The organism is Bradyrhizobium sp. dw_78, from assembly GCF_018449525.1.
In the GTDB taxonomy this organism is placed as follows: domain Bacteria; phylum Pseudomonadota; class Alphaproteobacteria; order Rhizobiales; family Xanthobacteraceae; genus Bradyrhizobium.
The window spans coordinates 708729-728693 of sequence record NZ_JAAVUS010000001.1; the positions used below are offsets into that span (position 1 = coordinate 708729).

The 19965-nt window shown below is 61.9% G+C and carries 17 protein-coding genes; 9 read left to right on the forward strand and 8 right to left on the reverse strand.

Annotation, left to right across the window (positions count from 1 at the left end):
• Positions 1 to 6 precede the first annotated feature (6 nt).
• Entirely contained in the window at positions 7 to 846 is an 840-nt protein-coding gene (locus tag HB630_RS03220; protein ID WP_213770002.1) for a phosphodiesterase, read from the forward strand.
• A gap of 8 nt (positions 847 to 854) precedes the next feature.
• Here the strand turns inward: HB630_RS03220 and HB630_RS03225 are convergent, their stop codons facing one another.
• Positions 855 to 1220, reverse strand: a complete 366-nt coding sequence (locus HB630_RS03225; RefSeq protein WP_249780616.1) for an Ig-like domain-containing protein — start codon at positions 1218 to 1220, stop codon at positions 855 to 857.
• Between the two features lie 655 nt (positions 1221 to 1875).
• On the opposite strand from HB630_RS03225, the gene HB630_RS03230 reads away from it, so the two are divergent.
• On the forward strand, positions 1876 to 2616 hold the full coding sequence (locus HB630_RS03230; protein WP_346656023.1) for a Crp/Fnr family transcriptional regulator: 741 nt from the start codon (positions 1876 to 1878) through the stop codon (positions 2614 to 2616).
• A gap of 144 nt (positions 2617 to 2760) precedes the next feature.
• Here HB630_RS03230 and HB630_RS03235 read toward each other — a convergent pair whose 3' ends face one another.
• Together HB630_RS03235 and HB630_RS03240 are read right to left on the reverse strand one after the other, a co-directional pair.
• The gene (locus tag HB630_RS03235; RefSeq protein WP_213770004.1) at positions 2761 to 3537 is read right to left on the reverse strand and encodes a cyclase family protein; all 777 of its coding nucleotides are present in this window, start codon (positions 3535 to 3537) and stop codon (positions 2761 to 2763) included.
• A gap of 52 nt (positions 3538 to 3589) precedes the next feature.
• Complete coding sequence (locus HB630_RS03240; RefSeq protein WP_213770005.1) at positions 3590 to 4276, reverse strand: cyclase family protein; 687 nt, start codon at positions 4274 to 4276, stop codon at positions 3590 to 3592.
• Between the two features lie 275 nt (positions 4277 to 4551).
• On the opposite strand from HB630_RS03240, the gene lpxD reads away from it, so the two are divergent.
• Positions 4552 to 5580, forward strand: coding sequence for a UDP-3-O-(3-hydroxymyristoyl)glucosamine N-acyltransferase (gene lpxD, locus HB630_RS03245; protein WP_346656024.1), 1029 nt, complete (start codon positions 4552 to 4554; stop codon positions 5578 to 5580).
• A gap of 126 nt (positions 5581 to 5706) precedes the next feature.
• On the opposite strand, the gene HB630_RS03250 is transcribed toward lpxD, so the two are convergent.
• Both HB630_RS03250 and HB630_RS03255 read right to left on the reverse strand, forming a co-directional pair.
• Positions 5707 to 6417, reverse strand: a complete 711-nt coding sequence (locus HB630_RS03250) for a substrate-binding domain-containing protein (RefSeq protein WP_213770007.1) — start codon at positions 6415 to 6417, stop codon at positions 5707 to 5709.
• A gap of 18 nt (positions 6418 to 6435) precedes the next feature.
• The gene (locus tag HB630_RS03255; RefSeq protein ID WP_213770008.1) at positions 6436 to 7386 is read right to left on the reverse strand and encodes a tripartite tricarboxylate transporter substrate binding protein; all 951 of its coding nucleotides are present in this window, start codon (positions 7384 to 7386) and stop codon (positions 6436 to 6438) included.
• A 302-nt stretch (positions 7387 to 7688) separates the two neighbouring features.
• On the opposite strand from HB630_RS03255, the gene HB630_RS03260 reads away from it, so the two are divergent.
• Together HB630_RS03260 and HB630_RS03265 are read left to right on the forward strand one after the other, a co-directional pair.
• Complete coding sequence (locus HB630_RS03260; RefSeq protein WP_213770010.1) at positions 7689 to 9800, forward strand: molybdopterin oxidoreductase family protein; 2112 nt, start codon at positions 7689 to 7691, stop codon at positions 9798 to 9800.
• 71 nt (positions 9801 to 9871) lie between these two features.
• Positions 9872 to 10654 carry an enoyl-CoA hydratase/isomerase family protein gene (locus tag HB630_RS03265; RefSeq protein ID WP_213770011.1) on the forward strand — a complete coding sequence of 261 codons (783 nt, stop codon included), beginning with the start codon at positions 9872 to 9874 and terminating at the stop codon, positions 10652 to 10654.
• Between the two features lie 136 nt (positions 10655 to 10790).
• Here the strand turns inward: HB630_RS03265 and HB630_RS03270 are convergent, their stop codons facing one another.
• The 3 genes from HB630_RS03270 to HB630_RS03280 form a co-directional block, all read right to left on the reverse strand.
• A complete protein-coding gene (locus tag HB630_RS03270) occupies positions 10791 to 11219 on the reverse strand; it encodes a heme-binding protein (RefSeq protein ID WP_213770013.1) in 429 nt (142 codons plus the stop codon).
• On the reverse strand, positions 11212 to 14199 hold the full coding sequence (locus HB630_RS03275) for an FAD-binding and (Fe-S)-binding domain-containing protein (RefSeq protein WP_213770014.1): 2988 nt from the start codon (positions 14197 to 14199) through the stop codon (positions 11212 to 11214). The genes HB630_RS03270 and HB630_RS03275 overlap by 8 nt, the downstream gene beginning before the upstream one ends.
• An 87-nt stretch (positions 14200 to 14286) precedes the next feature.
• Positions 14287 to 15024 (reverse strand): GntR family transcriptional regulator, encoded by a 738-nt coding sequence (locus tag HB630_RS03280; protein WP_213770016.1) that lies wholly within the window; start codon positions 15022 to 15024, stop codon positions 14287 to 14289.
• 117 nt (positions 15025 to 15141) lie between these two features.
• On the opposite strand from HB630_RS03280, the gene HB630_RS03285 reads away from it, so the two are divergent.
• From HB630_RS03285 to HB630_RS03300, 4 genes are all read left to right on the forward strand, one after another.
• Positions 15142 to 16347: an alanine--glyoxylate aminotransferase family protein gene (locus HB630_RS03285; RefSeq protein ID WP_213770017.1), complete on the forward strand. Its 1206-nt coding sequence runs from the start codon at positions 15142 to 15144 to the stop codon at positions 16345 to 16347.
• A gap of 89 nt (positions 16348 to 16436) precedes the next feature.
• Entirely contained in the window at positions 16437 to 17720 is a 1284-nt protein-coding gene (locus tag HB630_RS03290) for an MFS transporter (RefSeq protein ID WP_213770018.1), read from the forward strand.
• 141 nt (positions 17721 to 17861) lie between these two features.
• Positions 17862 to 18626, forward strand: a complete 765-nt coding sequence (locus tag HB630_RS03295) for a glycosyltransferase family 2 protein (RefSeq protein ID WP_213770019.1) — start codon at positions 17862 to 17864, stop codon at positions 18624 to 18626.
• Positions 18627 to 18762: 136 nt separating this feature from the next.
• Entirely contained in the window at positions 18763 to 19962 is a 1200-nt protein-coding gene (locus HB630_RS03300) for an aminotransferase class V-fold PLP-dependent enzyme (protein WP_213770020.1), read from the forward strand.
• Positions 19963 to 19965 lie beyond the last annotated feature (3 nt).

The window sequence follows — 19965 nt, forward strand, 5'->3', positions numbered from 1 at the left end:
ATACCGATGTCGTTAAAATCCGTTCGCATTGCGCAGATTTCTGATCTTCATATCAAACCGCCGGGTGCGCTCGCCTATGGCCGCGTCGACACGGCGAAAGCACTTGAACGTTGTATCGCCGCCTTGAATGAGTTTGACCCGGCACCGGACTTTGTCGTGATCTCGGGCGACCTTGCGGACACGCCGACAGCAGAGGAATACGATCATCTCAAGCGTCTGCTGGCGCCGCTCAAGCTGCCTTTCGCCGGCATTCCGGGCAATCATGATTCCCGTGAGCTGATGCGTGCGGCATTTCCGCAGGCCGACTACGCTTTTGCATCGGGGCCGCTCAATCAGCGCGTTGAAATCGGCGGGCTCGAGCTAGTATTGCTGGATTCAAGCGTGCCCGGCAAGCCACACGGCGAGCTCGACGCATCCACCTTGCAATGGCTGGACGCTACGTTGGCAGCTTCCGCCGACCGGCCTGTGCTGGTGTTCCTGCACCATCCGCCATTTGTCACCGGCATCGGGCACATGGATCTCCAGAACCTCCGGAATTCGAGCGAACTCGCAACCGTCGTCAAACGGCATCCACACGTGCAGCTCGTTGCTGCCGGTCACGTTCATCGCGCGGTATTGACGATGTTTGCGGGTGTACCGGCGACCATCTGCCCGGCACCCAACCACGCGGTCGATCTCGATCTTGCGGAATTACGGCAGCCGTCTTTCAAGGTCGAACCGCCGGCATTCCATCTCCACACCTGGTTTCCAGGAGAGGGATTCGGCAACGTGATCACCCATCAGGTTCCGATCGGGAGTTTTGACGGCCCGCATCCGTTTTTTGGGCCGGATGGGAAGCTGCTGTAAGCTGCAGCCTATCTCGCGGACGACAGTTGCAGGGATGGCCGCGGCTTGACTTCGATCTGGACGTACGATCTGCCCGGATCTTTCTTGTTCATCCCGGTCACGGCGAGCGTGAAAGAGTCCGCTTCCTTGAAGCCCGGATCGGCATAATACCGGAAGCCAATCCCCACCATGACGATCTTGCCGTGTTTCGGAGCACTGACCACTGAAACGTCGTAGATCTGCATGTAGGACCAGCGCACGCCCTGGATGCAATCGGCGCCCGGCGCGATGGTCATCGTCCAGTGGATGGTGTCGCCAGCCAGTTCAAAGGGCTGTTTGTCGGATAGACAGCTCGGCGACGCGCTGGCCGAAGCATTCAACGCCAGCGAAAGCATAAGCCCCGCCAGACAGCGAGCTAATATCCACAACATGTCAACGTCCCCTGCTGGGCGTGAGGATGATGGCCGTATGTGAATGTTAGGTGAGTCGGAATGGTGTACAAATTTGTGTGGTAAAGGTGATCTTTACAAACCGGTGCAATTTGAGCGAACCGGCCGGTCTGTCGCGGTCCTGACACTGGCCCTGCCAGGGGATCTTGCCGCCTAATTTTGCGGATATCCCTGGGCCTTTGCGGATCTCGCGCCTCGCCGCGTGCTTGAGGAGGGGTCCTGGCCTGCGGCAGTTCGCCCCAGAACCCAGGCGGCACGATGTGCGACTAACTCACAAGATCCATGCGGGTCTTTAAGGACGACGGGTATCGCCAGCGAATGAAACGAAGCATCGCTCCATTCAATAGCATCTGCTTCGTATCGTTTGCGTTTCCGGCTGCCATCGCGCCGGCTCCGGGAGCCGCTTCGGGTGGCGAACCGATCAGACGTCAACCGGGAGGCGAAGATTATACCGGCAACTCGTTGAAACTTTTGGCGAAATCCTCTTCCTTTTGTTGCCGCGCCGAGCCTCCCGGCGTATATCTCTTTCGCCGATTGAGAACCCTCATCCGCCCTCCAGTGTGATCCCTTGATGATGAACCGCTCAGATCGTGAGACGGTCGTGACCAGTGCCGTTGAGAACAAGGTTGCGCCCCAGGCGGCGACGCGCAGCACGCTGTCCGTTCTCCGGCGACATCCGATTTTTTGCGACCTCGGGCCTGACGCCCTTGAGCAGCTCTGCCGCTACGCGAAGCATTCCAGGCTGAAACGCGGCGCCTCGATTTTTTCCAAGGGCGATCCCGGCAACAGCCTGTTTGCGGTGATCAGCGGTACGGTAAAGATCAGCATCTCTTCCGCCGATGGCCGCAGCGCGATCTTGAATCTGATCGGCGCCGGCGAGATTTTCGGCGAAATCGCGGTGCTGGATGGCCAGGCTCGAACCGCCGATGCCACCGCGAATACCAATTGCGAGATCTTTGCCATCGACCGCCGCGATTTTCTTCCCTTCGTCGCGGGGCAGCCGGCGCTCGCCATGAAATTCATCGAGCTGCTTTGCACGCGGTTGCGCTGGACCAGCGATCAGGTCGAGCAGGTCATCCTTCAGAATCTTCCGGGCCGGCTTGCCGGTGCGCTCATTCGTCTGACCGAGAAATACAAGCTCGCGCCGGCCTGCCGAACGATCACCATCACGCAGCAGGAAATCAGCGAAATGGTCGGCATGACCCGCGAAAGCATCAACAAGCAGTTGCGGGTTTGGGCGGCGCGAAACTGGGTTCGGCTCGAACACGGGGCCATCGTCGTGCTCGATACCGCACCGCTTCAGGCCCTGGCCGAAGCCGGGTCGGTAAGCGAAAGCGATTAGAGCGTTCTCGGGCGAAGTGGATACCGGTTCGCGTGAAGAAAACGCGTCAAAATAAGAATCTGGAGATTCGGTTCTGATTCAATCAGAACCGGTCATGCCCCACACAAGCTTTATTGTCTCAACCGCCAGCTTACCGTGCGGAGTTTATTCTTCGATGATCGCGACTGCCCGGGTCCAGCCCGCCGAGGCGCGCTCGATCTTGACCGGAAAGCACGACACCATGAAACCGGTCGAAGGCAGAAGTTCGAGATTGTGCAGCTTCTCGATGTGGCAGTAGCCGATATGGCGTCCGGCCTTGTGGCCTTCCCAGATCAGGCCGGCGTCTTTGGTCTCGGCGAACTTCTTGGCGGTGTAGACGAACGGCGCGTCCCAGCTCCAGCCATCGATGCCGGTGAGATGCACGCCGCGCTCCAGCAGATACATCGTGGCTTCATAGCCCATGCCGCAGCCGGAACTGACGTAATCCCGCTGGCCGTATTTGACGCCGGCGCTGGTGTTGACCACCACGATCTCGAGCGGCGATAGCGTATGGCCGATGCGCTTGAGTTCGTCTTCGACATCCTTGGCCGTCGCGACATAGCCATCGGGAAAATGACGGAAGTCGAGCTTGATGGCAGGCTGCAGGCACCACTCCAGCGGCACTTCCTCGATGGTCCATGCCCGCTCGCCGCGGTTCATCGTCGGGTGATAGTGATAGGGCGCGTCGAGATGGGTGCCGTTATGTGTCGATAGCTCGACCGTCTCCATCGCCCAGCCCTGGCCATCCGGCAGATCTTCAGCCTTCAGGCCTGGAAAGAAGCCCAGCATCCGCGGCAGGCTCTGCTGGTGATCGCTGTACCGGATGAACGGGTTGAGGCCGGGCGGATCGGCTGGCACGTCGTTTTGCAAGGGGACGGAAATATCGATCAGTTTTCGCGTCATGGTTTCCTCCGTTTGCGGCGCCCGTCTTACGCGGGTCGATGCCGTGAAATATCTACATGCCGAACACGGCCACGGCGCGGATCGGCGACGCGGTGCCGCCGCGCCATTTCATCGGCAGGCCGATGAAGGTGAATTGGCCCTGGCCGAGCAACGCTTCCAGATTGCACAGGCTTTCGATGTGGGTGATGTCGAGGTCGAGACAGGCCTTGTGAACCAGGGAATTGATCTTGCCGTCGGGGCCCGGCCGCATCGAGTCGATGCCGAAATGAACGATGCCCTGTTTCGCCAGCCATTCGGTGGCCTCGACGTTCACGCCGGAATTGTCGGTCGAATATTCCTTGCGCGGAAAGGTCCGTTCGTGATGACCGGTGCAGAGCAGGACGGTCCCGCCTTTCGGCACCGGCACGCCCGCTTCCTTCACCGCTCTTTCAAGGTCCGAAGGCGTGATCTCGGCGCGTGGCGCGATGTGGCGCAGGTCAAGGCAGATGCCCGGCACAATGCACTTCTCCAGCGGGTACTGGTCGATCGGGATACCGCTGTTGCCGAAATGAAGCGGCGCGTCGATATGGGTGCCCGCATGGTCGGACATCGAGATGAACATCGAGGCAAGCCCATGCACATTGCCGGATTCGGCGAACGACTCCTCGTGGGTCTTCCACATGACGTGGACGGTGGGAGGGTGTCCGGGATAGCTGGGGGTGCGCAAATAGAGCTCTCGGGTAAGGTCGACAATCTTCACGATTGATACCCTTGTTGGCGGGAGCGGGGGACGGTCCGGCGATACGCCAAGGCTCCATGCTGGCTTTTTTCCGGTCGCGCTGCAAGACAGGCAAATTACAGCCTGTTCCCGCATGGCCATAATCGGATGCGCCGGTATTGCCGTACGTGCATAAATGCAGTTTAGAGGGGCTTCGTACCCGCTGGGTCCGACGGCCGGATTTGCAGGCCAGTTTCTGGGTTAGGGATTGAGATATGGGCAGACGAGGTTTTTTTGAGCGCCCTGCGGGTTTGACCGTGGCCCAAATCGTGTCGCTTACGGGGGTCGAAGCCCGCGACGCGGAGCGGCTCGAACACCTGATCAAGGATGTCGCCCCCCTCGAACTGGCGGGACCTGCCGATCTCAGCTTCATCGAAAGCAGCAAATACGCCGACAGTCTGGCGAAGACGCATGCCGGCGCCTGCCTGATGCCGGAGCGTTTTGAAGGCTGCGTACCGGAACATCTCATCGTCTTGCGCACATCCGAGCCTTACCGGGCCTTCGTCGCTGTGCATAGCGCGCTCTATCCTCAATCCCTGCGGCCGGTCTCCTTGTTCGAGGGCAATGATATTGCACCGGGCGCAACCATTCATCCGACCGCGCGGCTAGAGAGCGACGTCATCATCGATCCGGGCGTGGTAATCGGGCCCCGCGCCGAGATTGGATCGGGCACCATCATTGCCTCGAATGCCGTGATCGGGCCGGATGTCTCGATCGGCCGCGATTGCGTGATCGGCGCCGGGGTCTCCATCATGTATGCGTTGATCGGCGATCGCGTGGCGATCCATCCGGGCTGCCACATCGGGCAGGACGGTTTTGGTTTCATCCCGGGCGCCAAGACGGTGAAGGTTCCGCAAACCGGGCGCGTCATCATTCAGCACGACGTCGAGATCGGCGCCGGCACAACGATCGATCGCGGCGGTATCCGGGACACCGTGATCGGAGAGGCCTCGAAGATCGATAATCAATGTCAGATCGGACATAACGTTATCCTCGGCCGACATTGCATTGTTGTCGCGCAGTGCGGGTTGAGCGGCAGCGTGACGCTTGAGGACTATGCCGCGCTCGGCGGCTCGGTAGGTCTTGCGCCGCATGTCAGGATCGGCCGAGGCGCGCAGGTCGCGGCGCGTTCGGGCGTGATGAGCGACGTTCCGGCGGGACAGGTCTGGGGCGGCTATCCGGCGAGGCCGCGAAAGCAATGGATGCGCCAGCAGGCCATGCTGGCCCGTCTCGCGACGCCCGGCACCAAACCCCCCGACGACGCAAAAGCGCCCGATGAGAGTTGAGCGCGGCGACTATAGCGTTTTCGGGCGAAGTGGATTCCGGTTCGCGTGAAGAGAAGGCGTCAAACAAAATATAAGCGCCCGGTTCTGATTCAATCAGGACCGATAAGGCTCTAGCCGTGGCAATAGCTAGATTGCGCGGCTGAGAAAGCCCGCGCGGATACGCAATTCCTGCTGTCCAGCGCTGGTCAATAAATCGATCAGCGCCTGTGCCTGTTGAGCGTGCGCCGCGCGCTCGGTCACGGCAGCCGTGTACATCGTCGCGAGGTCGAAGCCGTGTGGCAGCGATCCTGAAAGTGTCACGCCTTCCGTGCTGATGATCTCGGTCGATTGGGTACAGCCGATCGGCCTTCTGGCATCGGACGCCGCCAGATGGCGCATTGCGGTCGCGCCATTGGCAAAGATCTTGAGCCGGCCAGCGACGTCGCCGGCAATCCCCAATCGGTCCAGCACCTTTGCAACATGAATTCCGGCGGTCGACGCCTTGGTGTCCGGCACGAAGATCGCGTCGGAAGCGAGCAAGGCTGCGCGCAACGTCGCGGCATCGGTGACGCCGACCTTCGGGTCGTTGCTGCGGACCGCCAGCGCCGTCTCCACCAGGCCGATATCGGCTATCGAGGAGGGGACGACGAGTTTTTCATCGGCAAGCCCTGCAACAAGCGCCGCGGTCAGAATGACGATGTCGGTCGGCATGCCCTTGCGCAATTTGTCGGCCATGGCGCCGACCGCGCCGAACTCGCCTATAATATCGAGGCCGGTCCGTGCCTGGAATGTTGCCTTGAGGCTTCGGACCAGGCCCTGCGCGGCGCCGCCGCTTAGAATGTTGAGCGCTTCTGACATCGATGAGGTCTCTTTTACTTACGGTTTATCGCCAAAGCGGTTGACGACATTGGCCCATTTTTCAACGTCGCTGCGCAGATATTGGTCGAATTGTTCCGGCGTCATGGACATTGGAACGGCGCCCTGTTCGGCCCAGAGCCTGACGACGTCGGGCCGCTTGAGCACGTCGTTCACCGCGGCATTGAGCTTGTCGATGACCGGCTTCGGCGTACCGGCGGGCGCCATCAGGCCAAGCCAGATGGTTGCCTCATATCCGGATACCCCGGCCTCGTCGACTGTCGGTACGTCAGGCAGCACGGTTGAACGCGTCTTGCCGGTGGTGGCGAGCGCACGCACCTGGCCGGCGGCGACATTGGGCGCCATCGTGGTCACGGCATCGATCATCATCTGGGTTTGACCGCCGATGACGCCGCTGCGTGCCTCGCCGCTGTTGCGGTAGGGAACATGCACGATGTCGATGCCGGCCATGCTTCTGAGCAGTTCGCCGGCCATGTGATAGGGCGTGCCCTGACCGGCCGAGGCGTAGTTCAACGTTCCCGGCTTCGCCTTGGCGAGCGCGATCAACTCGGTCAGCGTCTTGGCCGGGACTTGCGGGCTCACCGCGATGACGAGGTCGGCATGATTGATCGGGGCGATCGGGGCGAGATCCCGCATCAGGATATATTTGCGTTGCGGTGCAAACGATTCGTTCGTGGTCTGGGTGTTCGATATCATCAATAGCGTGTAACCATCGGGCGGCGATTTGACCGCTTCCTGGGTGCCGATGACGCCGCCCGCGCCGGCATGATTTTCGACGATGAAAGGCTGGCCCAGGCTCGCCTGTAAATGGTTGCCGATCAGGCGGGCGGTGACATCGGCGGGGCCGCCGGCCCCGAAGGGGACGATGATCCGGACCGGATGCGCCGGATAATCTCCGGCCAGCGCCCGCGAGCCTGGGATCGTCATTGCCAGCAATACGGCCGCCAACATAGGCGCAGACCTTGGGCCCGTCATTCCACCCTCCCTATTTGCCTTGCCCTGTGCCGGACAAGTTCCGCTCAATCTAGCTTTGTCGGGATTGGGCTGTCGACGACGGACTGAGGCGCCGCATCGGAAATAAGGGAGCGTGCCGGTGTACGGGGCCGTTGTCTGCTCGCGTCGGACGGAGGTAAAACAGCGCTGCGAACGGCGGCATTTCGGGCCTCCGCTGCATCACCTGTAAGCGGTTTTACGCAGGGATTGCTGGATAAATGCGCTTAGCGGCTGCGAGGTTTGATGTTAACAATTCCGGCATGAACCAGCACGCCAAGATCGAGATCCGGCATTCCACCTGTCCGCACGATTGCCCGTCGGCCTGTGCGCTTGATATCGAGGTGATCGACAATTCCGCGATCGGCCGGGTGCGCGGTTCCAAGCGGCAGACCTATACGGCCGGTGTCGTCTGCGCCAAGGTCGCTCGTTATGCCGAACGCATTCATCATCCGGAACGGTTGACCTATCCGCAATTCCGGGTCGGCCCGAAGGGGGCGGGCAAGTTCGCGCGGATTTCGTGGGACGATGCGCTGGACGAGATCGCGGCGCGTTTCAATCAGGCCGAACGCGAATTCGGTTCGGAATCGGTGTGGCCCTATTATTACGCCGGCACCATGGGCCTCGTGATGCGCGACGGCATCAACCGGCTGACCCATGTCAAGAAATATTCGCGCTTCTACTCGACAATCTGCTCGAGCATCGCGCGCGTCGGCTTTGCCGCCGGTACCGGCCGCGTCGCCGGCGTCGATCCGCGTGAAATGGGTGTTTCCGACCTGATCGTGATCTGGGGCACCAATCCAGTCAACACCCAGGTCAATGTGATGACGCACGCCTCGCGCGCCCGCAAGGAGCGCGGCGCGAAGATCGCGGCGATCGACGTCTACAACAACGACACCATGAAGCAGGCCGATATCAAGATTCTGCTCCGGCCGGGCACCGACGGCGCGTTCGCCTGCGGCGTCATGCACGTGCTGTTCCGCGAGGGCTATGCCGATCGCGACTACCTGGCGCGCTATACCGATTGCCCCGGCGAGCTCGAGGCGCACCTTGCGACCCGCACGCCGGAATGGGCGTCGTCGATTTGCGGCGTGCCGGTTGCGGAGATCGAGGCGTTCGCCCGCACCGTCGGGCAGACCAAGCGTTCGTTCTTCCGTCTCGGCTATGGCTTCACCCGTAGCCGCAACGGCGCGGCGCAGATGCATGCGGCGCTGTGCATTCCGGCTGTCACCGGCGCCTGGCAATATGAAGGCGGCGGCGCCTTCTTCAACAATCTCGCGATCTGGAAGTTCAACGAATCCATCATCGAAGGCCATGATGCGATCGATCACTCCACGCGGATCCTCGACCAGTCGAAAATCGGCCGCATCCTGACCGGCGATCCGGTGGCGCTCAAGGACGGTCCGCCGGTCAAGGCGATGCTGATCCAGAACACCAATCCGATGACGGTGGCGCCGGAGCAGGCGCTGGTGCGGCAGGGATTTGCCCGCGACGATCTTTTCACCGTCGTGCATGAGCAGTTCATGACCGAGACCGCCAGGATGGCGGATCTCGTTTTGCCCGCGACCATGTTCATGGAGCATGACGATCTTTATTACGGCGGCGGCCATCAGCATATTTCGGTCGGCGCGAAGCTGATCGAACCGCCCGGCGAATGCCGCTCCAACCACCAGGTGCTGCAAGGTCTCGCCCGCCGCTTGAATGCCGTGCATCCCGGCTTCGAAATGTCGGCGCGCGAGTTGATCGACGCCACGCTGAAGAAGAGTGGCCACGGCGACATCGAGGCGCTCCAGGCCGATATCTGGCGCGATATCCAGCCGGATTTCCGCACCTCGCATTATCTCGACGGCTTCGCGCATGCCGACAAGAAGTTTCATTTCAAGGCCGACTGGGCCCATGTGCCGCTCGGCAATGCCGGCATGATGGGCGCGTGGGACCAGATGCCGACGCTGCCCGATCACTGGGCGTCGATCGAGGAGGCGGATGAGGCGCACCCGTTCCGCCTCGCCACCAGCCCCTCGCGCAGCTTCCTCAACTCCAGTTTCAACGAAACGCCGTCATCTCAGGCGCGCGAGGGCGCGCCGACCGTGATGATGCATCCCGAAGACGCGGCTCCGCTCGGGATCGGGGACGGCGACGCGGTCACGCTCGGCAACATGCGGGGCGAGACGACGTTGACGGCAAAACTGTTCGATGGCGTGCGCCGCGGCGTGCTGATCGCGGAATCGGTGCATCCGAACAAGGCTCATATCGGCGGCTGCGGCATCAACATGCTCACGGGCGCCGAGGCCGTCGCTCCGGTCGGGGGCGCCGCGTTCCACGACAACAAGGTATGGGCAAAGCGGGCGGCTGCCGGCGCATTCCCGGCGCCTTAAATCTTCCGGTTCACTTTTCGGAATCATGACCTAATGTTCGCCCGCAGATCATCAGGCGAGCGAGCAGGGCCATGACCGACAATACCAGCGTACACCTCGAAAAGCGGGGGCAGGCGTTCTGGATCACCATCAACCGGCCGGAGAAGCGCAACGCGCTCAATGGCGAGGTCATCGCGGGGATCGGCAAAGGCTATCGCGACGCCCATGACGACAAGGATGTCCGGGTCATCGTCTTGACCGGCGCGGGCGACAAGGCGTTCTGCGCCGGCGCCGATCTGCAGAACACCGGTGGCGCGTTCGCTGCGGACTTCTCCAAGCCGAATGTCGATTATGCCGACCTGTTGCGGCTGTCGCAGAACGCTACCAAGCCCGCGATCGCGCGGGTCGGCGGCGTCTGCATGGCCGGAGGCATGGGGCTGTTGTGCATGACCGACCTGGCGGTCGCGGCCGACAACGTGATCTTCGGCCTGCCCGAGGTGAAGGTCGGCGTATTCCCGATGCAGGTGATGGCCTTGCTGCAATCGATGGCGCCGCGACGCCTCATCAACGAATGGGCGCTGACCGGCGAGCCCTTTGATGCACATGCCGCGCAGGCCGCGGGGCTTCTGAACTACGTGGTGCCGGCAGCCGAGCTCGATGCCAAAATCGACTGGCTGATCGGCCGCATCGCCGACAAATCGCCGACCGCGATCCGGCGCGGCAAATACGCCATGCGCGCGATCGCCTCGATGTCGTTCGATGAAAGCATCGCCTATACCGAAAGCCAGATCGCGCTTCTGGCGATGACCGAAGACGCCAAGGAAGGTCTCAAGGCGTTCGCCGAAAAGCGCGAGCCGTCATGGCCGGGGAAGTGAGCCCCACCTGTCGTCCCTGCGAAAGCAGGGGACCCATAACCACAAACCTTGGTTATGAAGTGGCCTCTCCCAGCCTTGAAAATGAGAGAGGGCACAGTCTATGGGCCCCGCTTTCGCGGGGGCGACGACGTATTGACTATCCCGGATTCGCCTTCAGTCCGGCCGCATCGATGCCGGCGATCGCGCAAATCTCGTCATTGTCCGAGGTGTCGCCGCTGACGCCGACCGCGCCGAGCAGCGTCGCGCCGTCCTGGATCAGCACGCCGCCGGGGACCGGCACCAGCCGGCCCTGCGCCAGCGTGTTCGCCGCGTCGACGAAGTAAGCCTGTTCCTGCGCGCGCTGAAACAGCGCCCGTGAGCCCATGCCCATCGCGAGCGCGCCATAGGCCTTGCCGTGCGCGATCTCGGCGCGCATCAGGCTGGTGCCGTCCTGTGCCGCGGTGACCTTGACGCAGCCGCGGACATCGAGAACGGTGATAACGAGCGGTTTCAGTTTCTTCTCGACCGCCTTGGCGAGCGCGGCATCGAGGATCTTGCGAGCGACGTCGAGGGTCAGTTCAGCCATGAGCGGGCTCCTTTGTGATAGAAGATGAGGGATAGGGGACGGATCGCACGCTGTCGAGGCTCATCGCCAGCACCCGGGCGACATGAAGGGCATGACGCTCGGTGCCATCCTTGATCTGATGCCGGCAGGACGTGCCGTCGGCGACGATCAGCGCCGCGGCATCGGCCCGCCGCACCGCCGGCAGTAGCGATAGCTCGGCCATCTCGATCGATGCCTGATAGGTGTCGGCGCCGTAACCAAATGCACCTGCCATGCCGCAGCAACTGGACTGGATGGTCTCGACCTTCAAATCCGGAATGAGGCGAAGTATCTGCTCCACCGGCTTGAGCGCGCCAAAGGACTTCTGGTGGCAGTGGCCATGCACCAGGGCTTGTCCGGCGATCGGGCCAAGCGGCAGCTTCAGCCGGCCGGCCTCGGCCTCGCGAACCAGGAATTCCTCGAACAACAGCGCATGCGCGCCGATGTTTTTGGCGGTGTCGTCCGGGCGCAACGAGAGCAATTCGTCGCGAAGCGTCAAAAGGCAGCTTGGCTCAAGGCCGATGATCGGCACGCCGCGCGCGGCGAACGGCGCATAGGTCGTAACCACCCGGTCGAGTTCAGCGCGGGCCTTGTCGACCAGGCCAGCCGACAGGAAGGTGCGGCCGCAGCACAGCGGCCTGCCGTGGTCCGCAGGCTTTGGAATATGGACGCGGTATCCGCCTTCGGCCAGCACGCGCAGCGCGGCGTCGAGGTTTTCGCGCTCATAGGCGCGGTTGAACGTATCGGCAAACAGCACGACCTCGCGGCCACCGGCCGGGCCCACTGTCTCGACCTCTGATGTGAAAACATCCCGCCGGAATGCGGGCAGGGCCCGTTGTGCGCTGATGCCGGCAACTCTTTCAAACAGTTTCCGCAGCGTCGGGCTGTTGTTGCGCCAATTGGCAAGCGGCGCGAAGCGCGACGCCAGCGCGACATAATGCGGCAGATAGCCGACCAGCCGGTCGCGCAGTGTAAGCCCATGCTTCGCGACCCGTGCCGCCAATACCTCGATCTTCATCTTGGCCATGTCGACGCCGGTCGGGCATTCGTGGCGGCAGGCCTTGCAGGACACGCAGAGTTTCAACGTGTCCATCATCTGGTCGGACGACAGCGCATCCGGTCCCAACTGGCCGGAGATCGCAAGCCGCAAGGTATTCGCACGGCCCCGCGTGACATCCTTCTCGTTGCGGGTGGCGCGATAGGACGGGCACATCACGCCGCCCTCGAGCTTGCGGCAGGCGCCGTTGTTGTTGCACATCTCGATCGCGCCCTGGAAGCCGCCGCCGGCGCCGGGATAGGCCGACCAGTCCAGTACGGTCTTCAGCTCAGCGATGCGATAATCCGGCGGATAGCGAAACAGCGAGCGATCGTCCATCTTGGGCGCATCGACGATCTTGCCGGGATTGAGCAAATTGCCGGGGTCGAAGCGGTGCTTGACCTCGCGGAAGTCGGCGATGATGCGCTCGCCGAACATCGTTTCGTGAAATTCCGATCGCACCAGCCCGTCGCCATGCTCGCCGGAATGCGAGCCTTTGTATTCGCGCACCATCTCGAAGGTTTCCTCGGCGATGGCGCGCATCGCCTTGACGTCCTTTTCGAGCTTGAGGTTCAGCACCGGGCGCACATGCAGGCAGCCTTCGGAGGCATGCGCATACATGGTGCCGCGGGTGCCGTGCCTGGCGAAGATGGCGTTGAGCCGCTCGGTGTAGTCGGCGAGGTGCGGCAACGGCACCGCGCAATCCTCGACAAAGGAGACCGGCTTGCCCTCCTGCTTCATCGACATCATGACGTTGAGTCCGGCGGCGCGGAACTCGGCGATGCCGGTCTGCAAGCCGGGATCGGTGATCTCGACCACGCCGCCCCATCTGCGCTTCTCGCGATCCCAGCCGAAACCGAGATCGGCCATCAACTCGCCGAGCTGCTTCAGCCGTTGCAGGTTTTCCGCCTGGCCCTCTTCGGCGAATTCGACGATCAGCACCGCATCCGGATCGTCGCGGATCGCGGCGCCAATGATCGGCTGGAACATCACGATCTCGCGGCCGAGCGAAAGCATGGTGCGGTCGACCAGTTCGACCGCGATCGGGCGTAGCTTGACCAGATGCTGGGCCGCATCCATCGCTTGGTAAAAACTGCCGAAATGGCAGACGCCCAGCACCTTGTTGCGGATGATGGGCCACAGCTTCAGTTCGACCTTGGTGGTGAAGGCGAGGGTGCCTTCCGAGCCCACCAAAAGGTGCGCCATGTTGTTGGCGGCGTTGCGCGGCACCAGCGCGTCGAGATTGTAGCCGCCGACGCGGCGCTGCACCTTGGGAAACCTTGTGGCAATCTCGGCCGCCTCGCGCTCGCCGAGCGCCAGCATGTCGCGAAACAGCGCGAGGCCCTCGTCATTTGAGTTGATCTGCGCTAGGTCGCGCGGCACTTCGCCAAAATGCAGTTGCTTGCCGTTGGCAAGCGCTGCGTCCATCGACAGCGTATTGTCGCGCATGGTGCCGTAGCGCAGCGAACGGCCGCCGCAGGAATTGTTGCCGGCCATGCCGCCGATGGTGGCGCGCGAGGCGGTGGAGACGTCGACCGGGAACCAGAGGCCGTGCGGCTTGAGCTGCCGGTTGAGATCGTCGAGCACGATGCCCGGTTCGACCAAGCAAGTGCGGTTCTCGACGTCGAGCGACAGGATGCGGTTCAGATATTTCGAGAGATCGATGACGATGCCGTCATTGACGGTCTGGCCGCATTGCGAGGTGCCGCCGCCGCGCGGCGTGACGATCCGTCCGTCGTCTCGGGCGATCGCCAGCGCCCGCAGTGCCTCGTCGACGGTCCTGGGGACCACCACGCCCGCCGGCATGATCTGGTAGAACGAGGCGTCGGTCGCATACCGGCCGCGACTGAAGCGGTCGAACAAGACCTCGCCGGTGATCTCGCGGGCCAGACGGGCCTGGAGCGTTGTGGATCCGTTATCGCGCATCGTTTGTCCGTAGTCGGGGCGGACCAGAAATTCAATCCTTTTGGATTGTCTTGATATTTTGAATGCAAAATCGAGGTTGAGAAGGGTTCAAGCCGTTTCGGAAGCCGGTGGTCCGGCCTCCTTCAGGTGCTCGACTGCGGCCGTCTGCTTGTTGCGCAAATGCGCGAACAGGATGTCGCCGAGTTCGCTACCGGCGCGGCGGCGCAGCGCTTCCAGGATGGCCTCGTGCTCGCGCATGGCTTCGCCCCAGCGTTCGCGTTTGCGCGCGAAATTGGCGGAGTAGCGGATGCGGCGGATCCGCCCGGCGAAATTGGCGTAGGTGGCGCGCAGCGTCGCGTTGCGCGAGGCTTCGACAATCTTCTGGTGGATCAACTGGTTGACGTGGAAATAGCCATGCATGTCGCGGTGCAGGTAGAAGCCGTACATCTCGTAATGCAGCCGTTCGATCTCGGCAATTTCGGCGTCGGTGATGTTTTCGCAGGCGAGACGGCCGGCAAGGCTTTCAAGGCCGCCCATGACGTCGAACAATTCGCCGAGATCGCGCTCGCTCAACTGACGGACGCGGGCGCCGCGGTTCGGCAGCAGTTCGATCAATCCTTCCGCGGCCAGCACTTTCAGCGCCTCGCGCAGCGGCGTTCGCGAGATGCCGAGCATCTCGCAAAGCTGCCGCTCGGGAATGCGGCCGCCATCGGGAATATTACCCTCGACGAGGTGGTCCCGCAGCCGCGTCAGGATCTCGTCATGCAGAGAGTGGTCTTCCCGCTCGGGAATGGCGTTAGCCGTAACCGCCCGCGCGGTGGCGTCGCTCGGAATCAATGGTCTCATAAACTGATTTATGCCCCGACCATCGGGGGTCGGACAAGAAAAATTGTGAACAATATATCAGTTGATGGAAAATAAATTGAATGCAATAGTTGCCGTTCCATAGCCAAGGAGGCCAGGATGCAGCATCAGGGACGCCATTTTTTGCAGATTCCCGGCCCGAGCCCTGTACCGGACCGTGTGCTGCGGGCGATGGACATGCCGGTCATCGACCATCGCAGCGCCCAATTCGCCGAACTCGGCCATGCCGTATTCAAGGGCTGTCAGAAGATTTTCCAGACCGCCGGTCCCGTCATCATTTTCCCGTCGTCGGGCACGGGCGCGTGGGAAGCGGCGATCGTCAACACGCTGTCGCCGGGCGACAAGGTCCTGATGGTCGAAACCGGCCATTTCGCCACGCTGTGGCGCAACATGGCGGCGCGCTGGGGCATCGAGGTTGAATTCATTCCGGGTGACTGGCGTCACGGCGCCGACCCCGCCGCGATCGAGGCCAGACTGGCGCAGGATTCCGCGCATGCCATCAAGGCCGTGATGGTGGTGCATAACGAGACCTCGACCGGCGTTACCAGCCGGGTCGGCGACATCCGCGCCGCGATGGACAAGGTCGGTCATCCCGCGCTGCTACTGGTGGACACGATCTCCTCGCTCGGTTCGGTCGATTACCGGCACGACGAGTGGAAGGTCGACGTCACCGTCAGTTGTTCGCAAAAGGGCTTCATGCTGCCGCCGGGGCTCGGCTTCAATGCGATCTCCGAGAAGGCCCGCGCCGCCGCCAAGACCAACAAGATGCCGCGCTCGTATTGGGATTGGGAAGAAATGCTCAAACCCAATGCCGGCGGTTTCTTTCCCTATACGCCAGCCACGAATTTGCTCTACGGCCTGCGCGAAGCCATTGCGATGCTGCTGGAGGAGGGGCTGGAGGCGGTGTTCGCCCGGCACAAGCGACTTGCCGCCGCGGCCCGCGCCGCTGTCACGCATTGGGGGCTGGAAGTGCTGTGTCTCGATCCGGCGGAATATTCACCGGTGTTGACGGCGGTGCTGATGCCGCCGGGACATGACGCCGACCAGTTCCGCAAGGTCGTGCTTGAAAATTACAACATGTCGCTCGGCTCCGGCTTGAGCAAGGTCGCGGGCAAGGTGTTTCGCATCGGTCATCTCGGCGAATGCAATGAACTGACCCTGCTGGGCGCCTTGTCCGGCGTCGAGATGGGGCTGGCCGCCGCGGGCGTGCCGCATCGCGCCGGCGGCGTGGATGCGGCGATCAAATCGTTCGAAGAGCGGACGCAGGCAAATGCTCCGGCGCATCTGAAGATCGTCAAGCCCTGACCGGATCGGAAACGGTCAGGGCGCTACGCGCTCGCGGGGTAAGTGCTGCTGTAAAAAAAACAAAAAAATCAATTTGGGGAGGTTAAGGAATGCGACTTCGTTTCAAAGCTACCCATGTCGTTCTGGCGATGCTCTGCATCATGTACCTGATCACCTATGTCGATCGGGTCAACATCTCCACCGCAGCGAGCGAAATCCAGAAAGAACTCCACCTGAGCAACACCGAGCTTGGCCTGGTGTTCTCGGCCTTCGCCTATCCCTATCTTTTGTTTCAGGTCATCGGTGGCTGGGTCGGCGACCGCTTCGGGCCGCGCAAGACATTGTTTTGGTGCGGCATCATCTGGGCGGCGGCGACCATCATGACGGGCTTTGTGAACAGCCTGCTGACGCTGTTCATGGCCCGCGTCGCGCTCGGGTTCGGCGAGGGCGCGACATTCCCGACCGCAACGCGCGCCATGCAATATTGGACGCCCGCCAATAAACGAGGCTTTGCCCAGGGGCTCACCCACGCCTTCGCGCGGCTCGGAAATGCAGTGACGCCGCCCTTGATCGCGGCATTGATGGCCTGGCTGACCTGGCGCGGCTCGTTCGTCGCGCTTGGACTGGTCAGCCTGGTGTGGGGCGTGATCTGGTTTCTCTACTTCCGCAACGAGCCCAGGGATCATCCCTCGATTACCGAGGCCGAACTGGCCTCGCTTCCACCGCGCCCTGTCAATACGCGGCCGCAGGTGCCATGGGGACCATTGGTGCGCCGGATGTGGCCGGTCACGCTGACCTATTTCTGCTATGGTTGGAGTCTGTGGCTGTATCTGAATTGGCTGCCGCTGTTCTTCAAGAACAACTACAGCCTAGATATCAAGAATTCGGCGCTGTTCGCTTCCGGCGTGTTCTTTGCCGGTGTCGTCGGCGACAGCCTGGGCGGAATCCTGTCGGATCGGATTCTGAAGAAGACCGGCAACGTCCGCCTAGCGCGGTTGAGCGTCACATGCGCCGGCTTCGCCGGCGCGCTGCTGTCGCTGCTTCCGATCCTGTTTGTCCATGACATCACGGTCGTCGCCTTGTGCCTGTCCGGAGGATTTTTCTTTTCCGAACTCGTTATCGGCCCGATCTGGTCGGTGCCGATGGATATCGCGCCGAAATATTCGGGCACGGCTGCGGGGTTGATGAATACCGGTTCGGCGCTGGCGGCGATCGTTTCGCCTTTGGTGGCGGGCTACGTGATTGATGTCACCGGCAACTGGTATTTGCCGTTCCTGATGTCGATGGGATTGTTGCTGCTCGGAGGGTTCTGCGCTTTCCTGATGCATCCGGAGACGCCGTTCAGGGAAGACGATGCTGTTGCATCGGCTGGACTGCCGGCGACGGCGGGATAACGGAAAATGATTTGATTCCAGGCGCGTTTGCCGCAGGTGAAGCCTTCAAACCGGAGCGTCGCGCCCTGCCTTGACTCACGCCGGGTCCAACCCTAACACCCGGCGAACCGTCGGCGCAGGCTTTCCGTGAATATTTCATTGTTGCCAGATATTTCTATCTTAGTTCCGGCCTACAACGAGATCGGCACCATCGCGGAAATTCTCGACCTGATCGGGACCGCCTTGCCCGGTGTTCGCAAGGAAATCATCGTTGTCGATGACGGGTCGAAGGACGGCACGCGCGACTGGCTTTCCGGTAAATACGCGACGACCTCCGAGGAAGATCTCGCCGGCGGACAGGGATCGCCGGTCAGCACGATCTCCGATGAATGCACGATCCGCGTCATTTTCCATTCCGGCAACAAGGGCAAGGGCGGCGCCATTCGAACCGCGATGCGCGCCGCGACCGGCGCGGTCCTGATCATTCAGGATGCCGATCTCGAATACGATCCCGGCGATTGGAACGAGATGTACCGGCTGATCGCCCGGAAGAAAGTGGCGGATGTGGTGTACGGCTCGCGTTTTCACGGCAAGTCGCACCGCTCGCTTTACTTCCACCACTACCTGGCGAACCGGCTGATTTCCGTCATTTTTAATGTTCTCTGCAATCAGACGCTCACCGATATCGAGACTTGCTACAAGATGTTCACGCGCGAGGTGCTGGACTCACTCAACATCACCGCGAACGATTTCGGCATGGAGGTGCAGATCAGTTGCCAGATCGCCCTGGCCCGCAAATGGAGGGTCTATGAGACGGCGATCCACTATTACGGCAGGACCTATCAAGAGGGAAAAAAGATCAACTGGAAAGACGGTCTGAAAGCCCTCTGGTACCTGGGGCGCTACCGCGTCAACCCTGGAAACTAACCTCCCGCACTGCCGAAAAGCGGCCTCCCGGCCGTTATAAATGATGGGAAGGCCCGCGCCGGGCGAGGGGACAAGCCGGCCAAAGAGTGATATTCGGGCGCCCGAAACCAACAGATTCTCCGGGAAGGGACCCCCAATGACCGTGCATACCGGAAGGCATTTCCTTCAGATTCCAGGGCCGACCAACGTGCCGGACCGGGTATTGCGGGCCATGGACATGCCGACCCTGGACCACCGCGGTCCGGAATTCGCCGAACTCGGCCATGCCGTGCTGGCGGGCTGCCGGCGCATTTTCCGCACCAAGCAACCGGTCATCATCTACCCATCGTCGGGCACCGGCGCCTGGGAAGCTGCGATCGTCAATACGCTGTCGCCCGGCGACAAGGTGCTGATGGCCGAGACCGGCCAGTTCGCGGTGCTGTGGCGCGGCATCGCCGAGAAATTCAAGCTCGACGTCGAGATACTGCCGACCGATTGGCGACACGGGGCTCCGGTTGACCAGATCGAGGCAAAGCTCGCCGCCGATCGCCTGCACAAGATCAAGGCCGTGCTGGTGGTTCACAACGAAACCTCGACCAGTTGCGTCACCCATCCGCTCGAGGTCCGCAAGGCGCTCAACCGCACCAATCATCCGGCGCTGTTGATGGTCGATACCATCTCCGGCCTCGCGTCGCTCGAATACGAACATGACGCCTGGGGCATCGATATCTCCGTTGCCGGTTCGCAGAAGGGCATGATGCTGCCGCCGGGCTTGAGCTTTAACGCGGTGTCGGAGAAGGCGCTGGCGGCGTCCAAGGCGAATACCGCACTGCGGTCCTATTGGGACTGGCACGACATGATCGCGATCAACAAGCAGGGCACGTTCCCGTACACGCCGGCGACGAACCTCCTATACGCGCTCAAGGAAGCCATTGCGATGCTCGAGGAAGAGGGGCTGGACAATGTCTTCGCGCGACACCAGCGCCACGGCGCGGCGACCCGCGCGGCGGTCAAGGCCTGGAATCTGGAACTGGTTTGCCTCGATCCGCATTGCTTCTCGCCGGCGCTGACCGCGGTCATGGTTCCGGAGGGGCACGATGCGGATGCCTTCCGCAAGGTGGTTCTCGAGAATTTCGACATGTCGCTGGGCACCGGCCTTGGTAATCTCAAAGGCAAGGCATTCCGCATCGGCCATCTCGGTCATTTCAACGATCTGATGCTGATGGGAACGTTGTCCGGCGTCGAGATGGGCCTCGATCTCGCCAAGGTGCCGCATCGCGGCGGTGGCGTCGTGGCCGCGATGGAAGTCCTGAAGCAACGCAACACAGTGCCGATGGTGAAGGCCGCCGTCGCCTGAGTT